Annotated in this window: 14 protein-coding genes; 10 read left to right on the forward strand and 4 right to left on the reverse strand. The window is 67.2% G+C overall.

What is annotated here, in order from left to right; translation table 11 throughout:
- A partial coding sequence (gene miaB, locus VGK20_14485; GenBank protein ID HEY2775252.1) for a tRNA (N6-isopentenyl adenosine(37)-C2)-methylthiotransferase MiaB occupies positions 1 to 1,026 on the reverse strand: 1,026 nt, incomplete at its 3' end.
- 130 nt (positions 1,027 to 1,156) lie between these two features.
- Between miaB and VGK20_14490 the strand changes: the two genes are divergently transcribed.
- Both VGK20_14490 and moaD read left to right on the forward strand, forming a co-directional pair.
- Positions 1,157 to 1,795 carry a MogA/MoaB family molybdenum cofactor biosynthesis protein gene (locus VGK20_14490; protein HEY2775253.1) on the forward strand — a complete coding sequence of 213 codons (639 nt, stop codon included), beginning with the start codon at positions 1,157 to 1,159 and terminating at the stop codon, positions 1,793 to 1,795.
- On the forward strand, positions 1,792 to 2,568 hold the full coding sequence (gene moaD, locus VGK20_14495; protein ID HEY2775254.1) for a molybdopterin converting factor subunit 1: 777 nt from the start codon (positions 1,792 to 1,794) through the stop codon (positions 2,566 to 2,568). Before VGK20_14490 ends, moaD begins: the two co-directional genes overlap by 4 nt.
- Positions 2,569 to 2,597: 29 nt before the next feature.
- On the opposite strand, the gene VGK20_14500 is transcribed toward moaD, so the two are convergent.
- Positions 2,598 to 3,392: a hypothetical protein gene (locus tag VGK20_14500; GenBank protein HEY2775255.1), complete on the reverse strand. Its 795-nt coding sequence runs from the start codon at positions 3,390 to 3,392 to the stop codon at positions 2,598 to 2,600.
- Positions 3,393 to 3,621: 229 nt separating this feature from the next.
- Here VGK20_14500 and VGK20_14505 point away from each other — a divergent pair, with 229 nt between their 5' ends.
- The 7 genes from VGK20_14505 to VGK20_14535 all read left to right on the forward strand — a co-directional run bounded on the left by VGK20_14505 (position 3,622) and on the right by VGK20_14535 (position 11,577).
- Entirely contained in the window at positions 3,622 to 5,340 is a 1,719-nt protein-coding gene (locus tag VGK20_14505) for a tetratricopeptide repeat protein (GenBank protein HEY2775256.1), read from the forward strand.
- Positions 5,312 to 6,142, forward strand: coding sequence for a DUF4292 domain-containing protein (locus tag VGK20_14510; protein HEY2775257.1), 831 nt, complete (start codon positions 5,312 to 5,314; stop codon positions 6,140 to 6,142). The genes VGK20_14505 and VGK20_14510 overlap by 29 nt, the downstream gene beginning before the upstream one ends.
- Positions 6,143 to 6,224: 82 nt before the next feature.
- On the forward strand, positions 6,225 to 7,793 hold the full coding sequence (locus tag VGK20_14515) for a peptide-binding protein (GenBank protein ID HEY2775258.1): 1,569 nt from the start codon (positions 6,225 to 6,227) through the stop codon (positions 7,791 to 7,793).
- A 5-nt stretch (positions 7,794 to 7,798) separates the two neighbouring features.
- Positions 7,799 to 8,773, forward strand: a complete 975-nt coding sequence (locus VGK20_14520) for an ABC transporter permease (GenBank protein HEY2775259.1) — start codon at positions 7,799 to 7,801, stop codon at positions 8,771 to 8,773.
- Position 8,774: 1 nt separating this feature from the next.
- Complete coding sequence (locus tag VGK20_14525; GenBank protein ID HEY2775260.1) at positions 8,775 to 9,599, forward strand: ABC transporter permease; 825 nt, start codon at positions 8,775 to 8,777, stop codon at positions 9,597 to 9,599.
- On the forward strand, positions 9,596 to 10,600 hold the full coding sequence (locus tag VGK20_14530) for an ABC transporter ATP-binding protein (protein HEY2775261.1): 1,005 nt from the start codon (positions 9,596 to 9,598) through the stop codon (positions 10,598 to 10,600). The genes VGK20_14525 and VGK20_14530 overlap by 4 nt, the downstream gene beginning before the upstream one ends.
- Positions 10,597 to 11,577: a dipeptide ABC transporter ATP-binding protein gene (locus tag VGK20_14535; protein HEY2775262.1), complete on the forward strand. Its 981-nt coding sequence runs from the start codon at positions 10,597 to 10,599 to the stop codon at positions 11,575 to 11,577. The genes VGK20_14530 and VGK20_14535 overlap by 4 nt, the downstream gene beginning before the upstream one ends.
- 103 nt (positions 11,578 to 11,680) lie before the next feature.
- Here the strand turns inward: VGK20_14535 and VGK20_14540 are convergent, their stop codons facing one another.
- Together VGK20_14540 and VGK20_14545 are read right to left on the reverse strand one after the other, a co-directional pair.
- A complete protein-coding gene (locus tag VGK20_14540; protein ID HEY2775263.1) occupies positions 11,681 to 11,995 on the reverse strand; it encodes a hypothetical protein in 315 nt (104 codons plus the stop codon).
- A 136-nt stretch (positions 11,996 to 12,131) separates the two neighbouring features.
- Complete coding sequence (locus tag VGK20_14545) at positions 12,132 to 12,494, reverse strand: helix-turn-helix domain-containing protein (GenBank protein ID HEY2775264.1); 363 nt, start codon at positions 12,492 to 12,494, stop codon at positions 12,132 to 12,134.
- A gap of 190 nt (positions 12,495 to 12,684) precedes the next feature.
- Between VGK20_14545 and VGK20_14550 the strand changes: the two genes are divergently transcribed.
- On the forward strand, positions 12,685 to 13,278 hold the full coding sequence (locus VGK20_14550; protein ID HEY2775265.1) for a carboxymuconolactone decarboxylase family protein: 594 nt from the start codon (positions 12,685 to 12,687) through the stop codon (positions 13,276 to 13,278).
- Position 13,279: the final 1 nt, after the last annotated feature.

Raw genomic sequence — 13,279 nt, forward strand, 5'->3', positions numbered from 1 at the left:
GTGGAACAGGAACGCGTGGTCGAAGCCGACCTCGTCCATCAGCGACGAAGTCGCTTCGAAGTCCTCGTCGCTCTCGCCGGGATAACCGACGATGATGTCGGTCGACAGCGCAAGACCGGGTACGGCGCGCCGCAACCGGACGACCAGCTCGCGATATTGCGCGATGGTGTGCCCCCTCTGCATCGCCTCGAGGATGCGATCCGAGCCGCTCTGCAGCGGAAGGTGCACGTACGGTGCGAGCTTCGGACAATCGGCCATCGCGGCGATGGTCGCGTCGTCGAAATCCGCCGGGTGCGGCGAGGTGTAGCGGATTCTCTCGATTCCGTCGACGTCGCACGCAAGGCGCAGCAGCTCGGCAAATCCGGTCTCGTCGTGGCGATACGAGTTGACGGTCTGGCCGAGCAGCATCACTTCGCGAAATCCCTCGCCTGCGATTCGCACGAGCTCTTCGCGAAGGACTTCCGGCGGCAGGCTTCGCTCGCGACCGCGCACGAAAGGGACGACGCAGAACGTACAGAAGCGGTCGCAGCCGCGCATGATCGTAAGATAGGCGCGCACGCCGGACTTTCGCGCCGGCAGGATGTCGGCGTACGTCTCGCGACGGTCGAGCTGGACGGCAATGGCCGGCTCGTCCGACTCGAGAAGGTCGCCGAGCCGCCTGTAGCCGTCGGGACCGACGACGAAGTCGAGGCCGGGTATCGCATCGAGAAGGCGGTCGCGGTGGTGCTGGGCCATGCAGCCGGCAAGACCGATGCGCGCGCGGCGGCGCCCGCGACGTTCGGAAATGAGCTGGCGGACGCGCCTGGCAACCTTCTCTTCGGCATTTTCGCGGATCGCGCAGGTATTGAGCAGGATGACGTCGGCCGCGTCGGGCGCGTCGACCTCGCGATAGCCGCGGGCAGCGAGCACTCCGGCGATCAGCTCGCTGTCGGAGACGTTCATCTGGCAGCCGTAGGTCTCGACGTAGACCGTGCGGCCGGCCGCAGTCTGCATCTCGCTCGGCGCAGTCGGCGCAGCAGGGGACATCGTGCCGGTATAACCGGAAAAACGGCCGGTTCCACCCGGCTCTTGCCCGCTCTCGCGGGGCCTCACGGGCAGCGGCGACGGATGCGGCGGCGGATGCGCCGACGCCTTGGCGCCGGCACCGTCCTGTGAAATGACGAAGCCCGTGCACCGCGACGGCAATCCAGGCTCCGGCAAGCGGCCCGCAGCGACGTCGGCTTCTCCCGATCACCGTGATGCGGGCTCGCACGGCGACGCTGCCTCTCACCACCACGCCGGCGATGCGCGTGCGATCGCCTGCGCAGTGATCACCGTCTCCGATACACGTACGCTCGAAACCGATATTTCGGGTCGCGAGATTCGCGAGCTCCTGGTTGCCGCCGGCCACCGCGTCGAGACCAGCCGCATCGTTGCCGACGAGCCGACGCTGGTACGCACCGTTCTCGAAGAGCTGGCGTCGGCGGGACGGATCGATGCCGTGCTCCTTTCGGGGGGCACGGGCCTGGCAGCGCGCGACACGACGTTCGAAGCGGTCGGCGCCGTGCTCACCAAGCGCATCGACGGATTCGGCGAGCTCTTCCGGGCGCTCAGTTTCGAAGAGATCGGCGCGGCGGCGATGCTGTCGCGTGCGGTGGCAGGCCTGGCCGGCACGATGGCGGTTTTCTCGATGCCCGGCTCGACTGGCGCGTGCCGCCTGGCGATGCAGCGCCTGATCCTTCCGCAGCTCGCTCACGTCGTCGGCCTTGCGCGGCCGCGCTGCGAGGCTCACGACCACCGGCGAGGAACGCCGTGAATCTCCACCTTCTTTATTTCGGCATCGTCCGCGAAAAACTCGGGCGCACGCGCGAAGAACGTCGCGTGGCAGACGGCATCACCGTCGCCGAGCTGATGACGGAGCTTGCCGGCGACCACGGCATCTTTGCGCTCGGTGCCGGATCGCTTCGTGTCGCCGTCAATCGCGAGTACGTGGGCGATTCGCACGTGCTCGCGGACCAGGACGAAGTCGCGGTGATTCCGCCGGTTGCCGGCGGTGCTCCGCAGGCGCACGGCGCAGAGGCCGCGGCGCCTCTGGCACGCATCACCGGCGCTGCAATCGATCTCGGCTCCCTCGTTTCGTTCGTCTCCGATCCGTCGGCCGGCGCCGTCGCGACTTTCCTCGGCACGACGCGCGCCACCAACCGCGGGCGCAGCGTCCTCAAGCTCGAATACGAAGCGTACGACGAGATGGCGGTCGCCGAATTCGTGAAGATCGCTGCGCGGGCCGCCGAGCGTTGGGAAATCACGCGCGTGGCCATCGTGCACCGCAAGGGCACCGTTCCGCTCGGGGAAGCGAGCGTCGCCATCGCGGTGTCGGCGCCACACCGTTTCGAGGCGATCGAAGCGTGCCATTACTGCATCGACGCGCTGAAGCAGGTCGCGCCGATCTGGAAGAAGGAACATTTCGAGGGCGGGGAAGTCTGGATCGGCTCCCTGGCCGACTGTGACCATGGCGACGGCGGCGATTCGCACGAAGGCGCCGGTCATCCGCACGAAACCGGCGGCCATTCCCGCCGCGGGCGCGAATAGCCGCCGCCTGGAAAACTCCGTCTGGTCTTTCAGGTCGTCAGCGCTTCCTCGATCGGAAGCCGGGGTTCGGGCACTCCCGTCTCGGCACAGCGCCGCCGGTAGTGCAGGAAGATCGCCGCCTGCACCGTCGTCAGGACGATCGTCGCGAGCATCGAGGCAGGAAGCAGGTATTCGCGCGGAGACAGCGCCGCCGCCACCGGCAGCGCCTGCCCGAGAAGCGTGTAGAACACGAGGCGCCAGCGGTTGTTCTCCGTCAGGCGTGAGCTGGCCGTCAGCGGCCATGCCAGCGGCGCCAGCCAGGGCCAGCGCTGCCATTGCCAGAGCGCAGGCGGAATGCGATCGCGCTCGAGCAGGATCACCAGAAAGGAGAGAAAGCTGAAGCGCACGAGGATGGAGACCAGGATCACGACACCGGCCGCTGTGCTGGCCGGAATCAGGATAGGGGAGTTTCCGAGAGCCGCCGTCATTGCCAGCAGCATCGCGGTCTCGGCTCCCCAGGCGATGGAGATCGCGACGATCGCGTAGACCACCAGGGGAAACACTCGCCTGGCCATCAGCGCAATCACGGGCGGCCACGTGAGCTGGCGTCCTTCGAGCTGGGCCGTGAACAGCACCGCGGGAAGCATCGACGTGACGAGCCCCGAGACCACCGTCACGAGGAAAGGCAGCAGTGGCGGCGGCTCGTCGCTCGGTGCCGGCATCGACAGGGCGGCCACGGCGATCAGCGCCGACAATGCGAGCCACAGCAGGAGGTCGGGGCGCACCAGGGCCCATCCCTGGCGCATCTCGAACGGGAACACCGAAAACAGCCAGCGAAGGAACACCGGCGCGCCTTAACGGACGGGCCCCACGCGCGCAACCGGGGCGCCGGCCCCGGCGAGTCGGCGAATTGTCCCCGTCGCGAGGCGCGTGGTAAGTTCGGCGACCGCCATGTCGAGCATTCTCTTCGGTTGCCGGGGGCTGCGACGCTGCCGCGTCGCGCTCAGGCCTTCGGTCCAGGCTTTGCCATTTCTATTCCTTGTCCTTCCGGCGGTTCTCGCAGGCTGCTCGGCAATGGGCACGCACGGACCGCGCCCCGTCAGCGACGAGCGTCGCCAGGCTTCGGGCGCGGAATTCACCGAGCGCCCGACCGTGAGCGAGAGCGACAAGGCTCGGGGACATTTCCTCGCGGCCATCGTCGCGCGCTTCGACAACGACTACGAGACGGCGACGCGAGAGACCGTCAAGGCCGTGGCCGCCGATCCCAAGGTGCCGCGCCTTCGCGCCGAGCTTGCCGAGCTGTACGTGCGCGGCGGCGAGCTGGCCAAGGCGCGCGAGCAGGCCGCTGTGCTCGTGACGCTTCAGCCCGGCGAGATCGAGCCGCGACTTTTCGCCGGGCGCGTCGACATCGCGCTGCAGGAATACCAGCGCGCGATCGGCGAGCTGCAGGAAGTGCTCGTGATCAAGCCGGACAACGAGGAAGCCCTCGTGCTGCTCGGCGCTCTGTACAGCCGCGTCGGCGACCACGCGCACGCGGTCGAGGTGCTTCGCCGCGCCACTGCGATCAGCCCGGAGTCGTTCATCGCGAATTTCGGGCTCGGCAAATCGCTGGCGGCAACCGGCCAGTACGAAGACGCGCTGCGCTCGCTCAAGCACGCGGCGCGCCTGAACGCATCGATCGCCGAGCTGCACCTGCACACCGCGTTCGTCTACGTCCGGCTCGGCATGCGCAAGAAGGCGATCGACAGCTTCAATCGCGCGATCGACTTCAATCCCCAGCTCGAGCAGGCGCGGCGCCAGATCGGTCCCCTCGACGAGAACGACCCGCACCTGGACGCCAAGCTGAAAAAATACGAGAGCCTCGTCGACTTCGCCGAGGACCCTCTGGCTACCTGCGCGAAGATCGGGCTGATCGACTTCCAGCGCGGCGATTACGTGCGCGCCATCACCGATTTCCACATCGTGCTCGGCGCGAGGCCCGGCGAGGACGAAATCCGCTACTGGCTTGCGCTAGCCTACGACAAGGTCGGCGATCTCGACGGCACCGCGCGCGAGCTGGCCCTGGTCTCCGCTCGCGCGCCGCGCTACGTCGACGCGAGACTGTTCCTCAGCAGCATCCTCGAGGAGAAAGGCAACGTCGATGGTGCGATCGACGCCGTGCAGAAGCTGCTCGTGGCCGCGCCCGACAACGCCGACGGCCTGCGTCGCCTGATCGCGCTGTACCGGACCAAGAAGCAGTACACGGCGGCGATCACGATCGCCAGGCGCCTGGTCGCGCTCGATCCGAAGAACGACGCGTACCTGTACGGCCTGGCATGGCTCTACGACGAGTCCGGCGACAAGGACAAGGCGATTGCGACGCTGAAGCAGGTGCTCGCGATCAATCCGCAGAACGCCGATGCGCTCAACCACCTCGGCTATACGTGGGCCGAGAAAGGCCAGAACATCGACGAGGCCGAAAAGCTGATCCGCAAGGCGCTCGAGATGCATCCCGACAACGCCGCGATCGTCGACAGCCTGGCGTGGGTCTACTACCAGAAGAAGGACTACGCCGCTGCCGTCCGCGAGCTGGAGAAGGCGACGTCGCTCGGCGGCCGCGACCCGGTGATCGTCGAGCACCTCGGCGACGTGTATCTCAAGGTCGGCCGCGACGTCGATGCCGAACGCAGCTACCGCGACGCCGCCGCGAGAACGGAGGACCCGGATCAGCGCCGCTCGCTGGAGCGCAAGATCCACGAGATCCGCAGCCGCTGGAACGGCAGCAATGGCGCTCTGGCCGGCGAGGACCTCTGAGCTGTTCCGCGCGGCCGCCTTCGTGCTGGCCGCGCTGTGCGGGTGCGCGGCGACGGTGCCGGTCCGGCCCCACGCCCCCACTCCGACCGGCGCCGCTCCGACCGTCAAGCAGATCACCGACGTCCTGCAGGCGCGCGACCGCGCGCTGGCGACGTTCCGCGCCCAGGCCCGCCTCGACTACACCTCTCCGCAACAGAGCTTCCGCTCGACGCAGGTGATCGTCGTGCGCGCGCCGTCCCGCGCGCGCATCGACGTGATCCACCCGTTCGGCGTGAGCTACACCGTCGCGACCGACGGCAAGCAGCTGTCGGCTTACGACCGTCGCAAGAGCGTCTTTTACGAGGGCCAGGCCGGTGCCGAGAGCTTCCGGCACTTCATCGGTGTTCCTCTCGGTGCGACCGAGCTCGCGGCCGTGCTGCGCGGCGTTCCACCGGCGCTCGGCGACAAGCGCTGGCAACCGGTGCAGCCGACCGAAGGAGGCTGGCTGCTGCGCCGCGTGCTCGGCGGCGGCGGCACCCTCGAATTCGTCGTCGATGCGAACAGCTACGAGCCGCTTCGCGTGAAAATCTCCGGCGACCGCGACCGCCACGAAGTCGAGGTCGCGTACGAAGACTATCGCGACGTATCCGGGATCCGCGTGCCGTACCGCATCAACGTGAGCTTCCGCGACGGCAGCCATCTCGAGCTCGAGTACCAGAACGTGCAGCGGGGCGTCGTGCTGGCCGACGAGGCTTTCCACATCGACCGGCCTGCGGGCGCACGCTCCGTCAATATCGATACGGAGGGCACCGGTGGCACGTAAGGCAAGTCGCCGTGTGTGGCCGGCACTGGCGCTCCTTGCGCTTGTAGTTGCCGCCGGCTGCGAGCGGCGGCCCGAGCAATCCGTGCAGAATGTCGGAGGCGAGGGCGACGACCAGCCCGCGCATGGCGACGCGATCGTCTACGGCACCATCGGGGATGCTTCGACGCTCATTCCGATGCTCGCTTCCGACAGCTCGTCGAGCGAGTACGCCAACGACATCTTCGACGGGCTTCTCGAATACGACAAGACGCTGAGCACGCTCGAGCCGCGCCTGGCCGAGAAATGGGACGTCGAGGACGGAGGCCTCAAGCTCACGTTCCATCTGCGCCACGACGTGAAGTGGACCGACGGGCAGCCGTTTACCGCACGCGACGTCGAATTCGGCTTCAACCTGATCCGCGATCCGGCCACGCTCACCGCTTACGCGGAAGACTACAAGCAGGCCAAGTCGCTGGAAGTGCTCGACGACTGGACGTTCCGCGTCGTCTACGAAAAACCATTCGCCCCGGCGCTCGCGTCGTGGGGGTCGATGGTGGTCCTGCCGCGCCATCTTCTCGAAGGCAAGAACATCAACAACAACATCGAGTTCGCACAGCACCCGGTCGGACTCGGGCCGTACCGGTTCGAGAACTGGCAGCGCAACACGCGCTTCAGCGTGCGATCGAACCCGGGATACTACCGCGGCTGGCCGTGGGTCGAGCAGATCGTCTACCGGATCATCCCCGACCAGGCGACGCAGTTCCTCGAACTCCAGGCCGGCGGCATCGACTCGATGACGCTGACGCCGCTTCAGTTCACGCGCCAGACTTCGACGCCGGTCTTCGCGCGCGATTTCCGCAAGTACCGCTTCGTCTCCAACGCGTACACGTACATGGGCTACAACCTGGACGATCCGCGCTTTGCCGACGTACGCGTGCGCCGCGCGTTCTCGATGGCCGTCAACAAGCAGGAGATCGTCGATGCGGTGCTGTTCGGCCTCGGAAAGCCGTGCGAAGGACCGTACCGGCCCGGAACGATCTGGACCAACGACAAGCTGCCGCCTTACCCGTTCGATCCCGGCAAGGCCCGCGCGCTGCTGGCCGAGGCCGGCTGGACCGACAGCGACGGCGACGGCATCCTGGACAAGGACGGCAAGCCGTTCGCATTCACGATCCTGACGAACCAGGGCAACGAGACCCGGTTGAAGACCGCGACGATCATCCAGAAGCGCCTGCGCGACATCGGCGTCGACGTCAAGGTGCGTGTCCTCGAATGGTCGGCGTTCATCAACGACTTCATCGACAAGCGCCGGTTCGAAGTGATCGTGCTCGGATGGGGCCTGTCGCTGGATCCCGACCAGTTCGACATCTGGGATTCCGAGAAGACGGGGTACAAGCAGTTCAACTTCATCGACTACAAGAACAAGGAAGTCGACGATCTTCTCGAGAAGGGCCGCCGCACGTTCGACGAAGCCGAGCGAAAGCGCATTTACGACCGCTTCCAGGAAATCCTCTACGACGAACAGCCCTACACGTTCCTGTACGTACCCGAGGCGACGCCGATCGTCGCGGCGCGGTTTCACGGGATCGAGGCGGCCCCGGCCGGCATTTCGTGGAACTTTCCGTTCTGGTACGTCCCCAAGGGCCAGCAGAAGTACGTGATCACCGAGTAGCCGAGATGCTTTCCTACCTTGCCAGGCGCCTGGCCGGATTCGTGCCGCTGCTGCTCGGGATTTCGCTCGTCTCGTTCTCGGTGATGACGCTGGCGCCGGGCAGCCCCGTCGATCTGATGACGGACCTCAACCCGAAGGCGAGCCCGGAAGACAGGATCAAGCTCGAGAAATTCTACGGCCTCGACCAGCCGCTGTACGTGCAGTACGGCCTGTGGCTCGGACGGGTGGTCCATGGAGACCTCGGGACGTCGTTCTCGCGCGACCGGCGCCCGGTGGTGGACAAGATTCTCGAAGCCCTGCCGATCACGGTGATGCTCAACGTGCTCGAGCTGGCGCTCGTGCTGGCCTTCGCGATTCCCATCGGCATCCATTCTGCGGCCCGGCAGTATTCGCTGGGCGATCGCGTCACGACGGTGCTCGTGTTCATCGGCTTTGCGACGCCGGATTTCTGGGCCGCGCTGCTCGCGATGACGCTGTTCGGGGCCGAGCTGAACCTGTTGCCGATCTCCGGGCTTCGTTCCATCGACTATCCTTCGATGTCGCTGCTCGGCAAGATCGCCGACTCGGTCAAACACCTGATTTTGCCGGTGACGATTGCGGCTCTCGGCGGCCTGGCCGGCATGTCGCGTTACATGCGCTCGAGCATGCTCGAAGTGCTGCGCCAGGACTACGTGCAGACCGCGCGAGCCAAAGGCCTGGAGGAGCGGGTGGTGCTGCGCCGCCACGCGCTGCGCAATGCCTTGCTGCCGGTGGTCACTCTTCTCGGCCTGTCGATTCCGGGCCTCATCGGCGGCTCGGTGATCGCCGAGCAGATTTTTTCGATTCCGGGCATGGGACGCCTGTTCTTCAGCAGCGTCATGGCACGCGATTATCCGGTCGTCATGGGTGTGCTGATGTTCGGCGCCATCCTCACCCTGCTCGGCAACCTCGCGGCCGACCTGCTCTACGTCGCGGTCGATCCGCGGCTGAGGAAGGGCTGAGATGCTTCGCCGGCTGCTCGGAAATCCGCTCGCCGTCGCCGGCGCTATCATCGTCGTGACGCTTTTCGTGCTGGCGCTGGCCGCACCGTGGATCGCGCCGTGGGATCCCTACGATTTCGATGCGAAGCACGTCCTGGAAGGCCCGAGCGCAGCGCATCTGCTGGGGACCGACAGCCTCGGCCGCGACGTGGCGAGCCGGATGCTGTTCGGCGCCCGCGTCTCGCTGATGGTCGGCTTCGTGGCGGTGGGAATCTCCACCACCATTGGAGTCGCACTCGGCGCGGTCTCGGGCTTCTTCGGCGGCATGGTCGACGCCGTGATCATGCGCTTCGTCGACGTGATGCTGACGTTCCCGACGTTCTTCCTCATCCTGGCCGTCATCGCGTACCTGGATGCGAGCATCTGGAACATCATGGCGGTGATCGGCGTGACCTCGTGGATGGGCGTCTGCCGCCTGGTGCGGGCCGAGGTGATGAGCCTTCGCGAGCGCGATTTCATCGTCGCGGCCACCGCGCTCGGCATGACGCCGATGCGGATCATCGCGCGCCACGCGCTTCCGAACGCGATGGCGCCGGTATTCGTCTCCGCCGTTCTCGGCGTTGCCGGCGCGATTCTCATCGAGAGCGCGCTGTCTTTCCTCGGCATCGGCGTGCAGCCACCCACCGCGAGCTGGGGAAACATCCTCACCGAAGGCAAGGAGACCCTCGGCGTGGCGTGGTGGCTCTCCGTCTATCCGGGCCTGGCGATCCTCGTTACGGTGCTCGGCTACAATCTTCTCGGCGAAGGGCTTCGCGACGTGCTCGATCCGAGGCTGAAATCCAGGTGAGCGAGCGCGGGCGCAAGCAGACGCTGCTCGAGGTCGACGGCCTCGTGACGACGTTCCAGACCGAAGCCGGCACCGTGCGCGCAGTGGACGGTGTGAGCTTTTGCGTCGGCCACGGCGAAACGGTGGCGCTCGTCGGCGAATCCGGCTGCGGCAAGAGTGTCACGGCGCTGTCGATCCTGCGCCTCGTCCAGGCTCCCGCCGGCCGCATCGCCGCGGGTCGCGTACTTCTCGACGGCAAGGACCTGCTGCCCATGTCCGACGAAGAGATGCGGCGCGTGCGCGGCGCGCGCATCGGCATGATCTTCCAGGAGCCGATGACGTCCCTCAATCCGGTGCTGACGATCGGCTTCCAGATTGCAGAGGCCGTCAGCCTGCACCGCAACGTCACGCGCGCGGACGCGTGGAAAAAAGCGGTGGAGATGCTCGAGCTCGTCGAGATGCCCGATGCCGCCGAGCGGGCCCGGGCCTATCCGCACCAGTTGAGCGGCGGCATGCGCCAGCGTGTCATGATCGCGATGGCGCTTTCGTGCCACCCCGAGCTCCTGATTGCCGACGAACCGACGACGGCACTCGACGTGACGATCCAGGCACAGATCCTCGAGCTTCTCGACGGACTTCGCGACAAGCTCGGCATGGCGCTGCTGCTGATCACCCACGACCTCGGTGTCGTCGCCGAGAGAGCCGAGCGGGTGCTCGTCATGTACGCCGGTCGCGTCATCGAAGAAGGGCCCGTGGAGGCCGTTTTCGCGGATCCCCGCCATCCGTACACGCGCGGGCTGCTGCGCTCGGTGCCGCGTCTCGGAAACCCGCGCGCGCGCCTCGATGCGATTCCCGGGTTCGTCCCGCGCCTGACCGAGCTGCCTTCCGGTTGCCGCTTCCGCGACCGCTGCGAGCTGGCCGAGCCCGACTGTGCGCGCATCGACCCGGCACTGGAGCGGTTCGACGGCGACCGCGCGGCCGCGTGCATCGTCACGATGCGCGAAGAAAAGGCTCGCGCATGAGCGGCGGCAACGGCGGCGCGCTCGTGCAGGCGAAGGGCCTCACCAGGGAGTTCCTGCTCCCGTCGGGGGCGTTCGGCCGCCACCGCGCGCTGCGCGCCGTCGATTCGGTAGACCTTCGCATCGAGGAAGGACGAACCCTCGGCATCGTCGGCGAGTCCGGGTGCGGAAAGTCGACGCTCGGGCGCCTGCTGCTACGCCTTCTCGTACCTACGTCGGGGAGCGTCGAGTTCGACGGCGTCGATCTCGCTTCGCTGGCGCCGCGCGCGCTGCGCACGGCACGCCGCGACATGCAGATCGTCTTCCAGGATCCGTATGCGTCGCTGAACCCGCGCATGCGCGTCGGCCGCATCGTCGGTGAAGGACTCGAGGTGCACGGAGTCGCCACCGGGGCCGAGCTTCGCTCCCGCGTCGACGAGCTGCTCGCGCGCGTCGGCTTCGGACGGGACGCCTACGATCGCTACCCGCACGAATTCAGCGGGGGGCAGCGCCAGAGAGTCGGCATCGCACGTGCGTTGGCACTTTCGCCGCGGTTCATCGTCGCCGACGAGCCGGTCTCGGCGCTCGACGTGTCGATCGGCGCCCAGATCCTCAACCTGTTGATGGACCTGCAGCAGGAGCGCTCGCTCGCGTTCGCGTTCATCTCGCACGACCTGCGCGTCGTCGAGCACATCAGCCATGACGTGGCGGTGATGTACTTCGGCCGCATCGTCGAGACGGCGCCGGCCTCCAGCATCTATTCGTCGCCGCAGCATCCGTACACGCAGGCGCTGCTGTCGGCGGTACCGACGATCGAAGGAAAGGACAGGAAGAAGCGCATCGTTCTCGGCGGCGACGTACCGAGCCCGATCGATCCGCCGAAGGGTTGCGCGTTCCACCCGCGTTGCCCGATTGCGATCGAGCGCTGCCGCGTCGAAGCGCCGCAGCTTCTCGACCGCAGCGGACACAGCACGGCCTGTCATCGGGCCGGCGAAAGCTGACGCGGCCGCTCGCGGCGCTGCGACCTCGCGCACGCCGGGGTGCGGCAGCGTACGGCGCCGGGCTCCGTTCCTATGGCGCAGTTCCTGCGTTGAGTTCTTGCGCTCAGTTCTTGGGCGCAGGCTCCGGCCGTTGCAGGTTGGGGCAATCGGCCAGGCAGTATTTGGTGTCCGTGAGGCAGTCGGTGTGGCACTCGCCGACGAAGTCCCCGCCTTCGGGACACATGTCCTTGCAGGCAACTTCCGAGGAAGCACAGAAGTCGAAGCACTTCTGACCGTCGGGCCCGAGGGGCCTGACGTCGGCCAGGCCGGGCATGTCGGAAAGCGACTGCTGGCCCGCGCACCCGCCAAGCGCGAGTAGCGCGGCGGTGCAGGTTGCGAGCGCGGCCAGCCCCGTCGCGCGAGTACGATGCAGGATCATGTTGGTTGTCCCTCCCGTTGGCCGAGGGTGCACGCAGGGCGCGTCGTGCGCAAGACGAACCGGATCGTTTCGCTGCCGTGCAACGCCGGTGATCGCGATCTCGATGTCGCCGTGCACCGGACCGGAAATGCGCGCATCAGCGATGGCTGCGAGCCGCGCGGGCCCAGCGCTCGGACCATTCGACCAGCGGCAGGAATCGCTCGACGAGCTCCGTGCCTAGCGGAGCCAGCCCGAAGCCTTCGCCCTCTTCGAGGTCGATCAGCCGCGCCTCGCGAAGCTCGTGCAGCCTCAGGTTGAGAGAGCCGGGGCTGACCCCCTCGCACGCCTTGCAGAGGTCGCGGAAGGTGCGTCGTCCCGAGCGAAGCTCCCACAGCACGCGAAGCGACCAGCGTCTGCCGAGGAGGTCGAGCAGGGCCATGACCGGCCGGCCGGTGCGCGATCCGCGCGCAGCGCGGCGCGGCGGAGATGGTTCGGGTTCCAGGGACGAGCTTCGGGCCATGGCGGCGTTTCCTCCGCGGCGCAGCCGGCGAACGACGCCGTGCGGCGGCTTGCGCTACAAAAATCGTAGCGCTACAAAAATTGTAGCACCGCGCCTGCCCCGGTCCCAGCCCGAAGGGCGCGGAAAGCCGGGTTCGGGGCCGGAACCCGATGCCCCGGCATCCGATGCGGGGAAAACAGGAGGAGTCTGCGTGAGCCACCAAGCCCCCGTCGCTGCCCAATCCGGTACGCCGCGCGTCGCGCCCGCCGAGCCGCCCTGGTCCGGGCAGACCGGCGCGTGGCTCGCGAAGATCATGCCCGCGGGAGTCGAGCCGCTGCTTCTGTTCCGCACGCTGGCTGTCAACGAGAGGGTCTTCGGCCGCGTCATGGCCGGCGGCCTTCTCGACCGCGGCAGCATCACGCTGCGCGAGCGCGAGATCGTCATCGATCGCACGACGTGGCGCTGCGGCTCCGAGTATGAGTGGGGCGTGCACGTCACGTTCTTCGGCGCCAGGGTCGGCTTTTCGGACGAAGAGATCGCCGGGCTTTGTGCCGAGGATCCGGCAGCCTCGGGATTTTCGGCGCGCGAGCAGCTCTTGATGAAGCTGTGCGACGAGCTGCATGCGACCGCGACGGTGAGCGAGGCGCTGTGGGCAGATCTGGCGGCCGAATTCTCCGCGGAGCAGCTCGTCGAGCTCGTCGTGCTCGCCGGCCTCTACCACGTGATCTCGTTCGCGACCAATGCCTTCGCGCTCGAGAACGAGGCGTTCGGCGCGCGGTTTCCGCGCCGCTCCGGCGGCGCCTGAG

The organism is Candidatus Binatia bacterium (assembly GCA_036493895.1).
Taxonomy (GTDB): Bacteria; Desulfobacterota; Binatia; order UBA1149; family CAITLU01; genus DATNBU01.

Excerpts from the sequence above, each read along its gene's own strand:
- VGK20_14490 (HEY2775253.1), top strand. The coding sequence starts at position 1,157 with ATGACGAAGCCCGTGCACCGCGACGGCAATCCAGGCTCCGGCAAGCGG.
- VGK20_14505 (HEY2775256.1), top strand. The coding sequence starts at position 3,622 with ATGGGCACGCACGGACCGCGCCCCGTCAGCGACGAGCGTCGCCAGGCT.
- VGK20_14510 (HEY2775257.1), top strand. The coding sequence starts at position 5,312 with ATGGCGCTCTGGCCGGCGAGGACCTCTGAGCTGTTCCGCGCGGCCGCC.
- VGK20_14520 (HEY2775259.1), top strand. The coding sequence starts at position 7,799 with ATGCTTTCCTACCTTGCCAGGCGCCTGGCCGGATTCGTGCCGCTGCTG.
- VGK20_14525 (HEY2775260.1), top strand. The coding sequence starts at position 8,775 with ATGCTTCGCCGGCTGCTCGGAAATCCGCTCGCCGTCGCCGGCGCTATC.
- VGK20_14535 (HEY2775262.1), top strand. The coding sequence starts at position 10,597 with ATGAGCGGCGGCAACGGCGGCGCGCTCGTGCAGGCGAAGGGCCTCACC.
- VGK20_14540 (HEY2775263.1), bottom strand. The coding sequence starts at position 11,995 with ATGATCCTGCATCGTACTCGCGCGACGGGGCTGGCCGCGCTCGCAACC.
- VGK20_14545 (HEY2775264.1), bottom strand. The coding sequence starts at position 12,494 with ATGGCCCGAAGCTCGTCCCTGGAACCCGAACCATCTCCGCCGCGCCGC.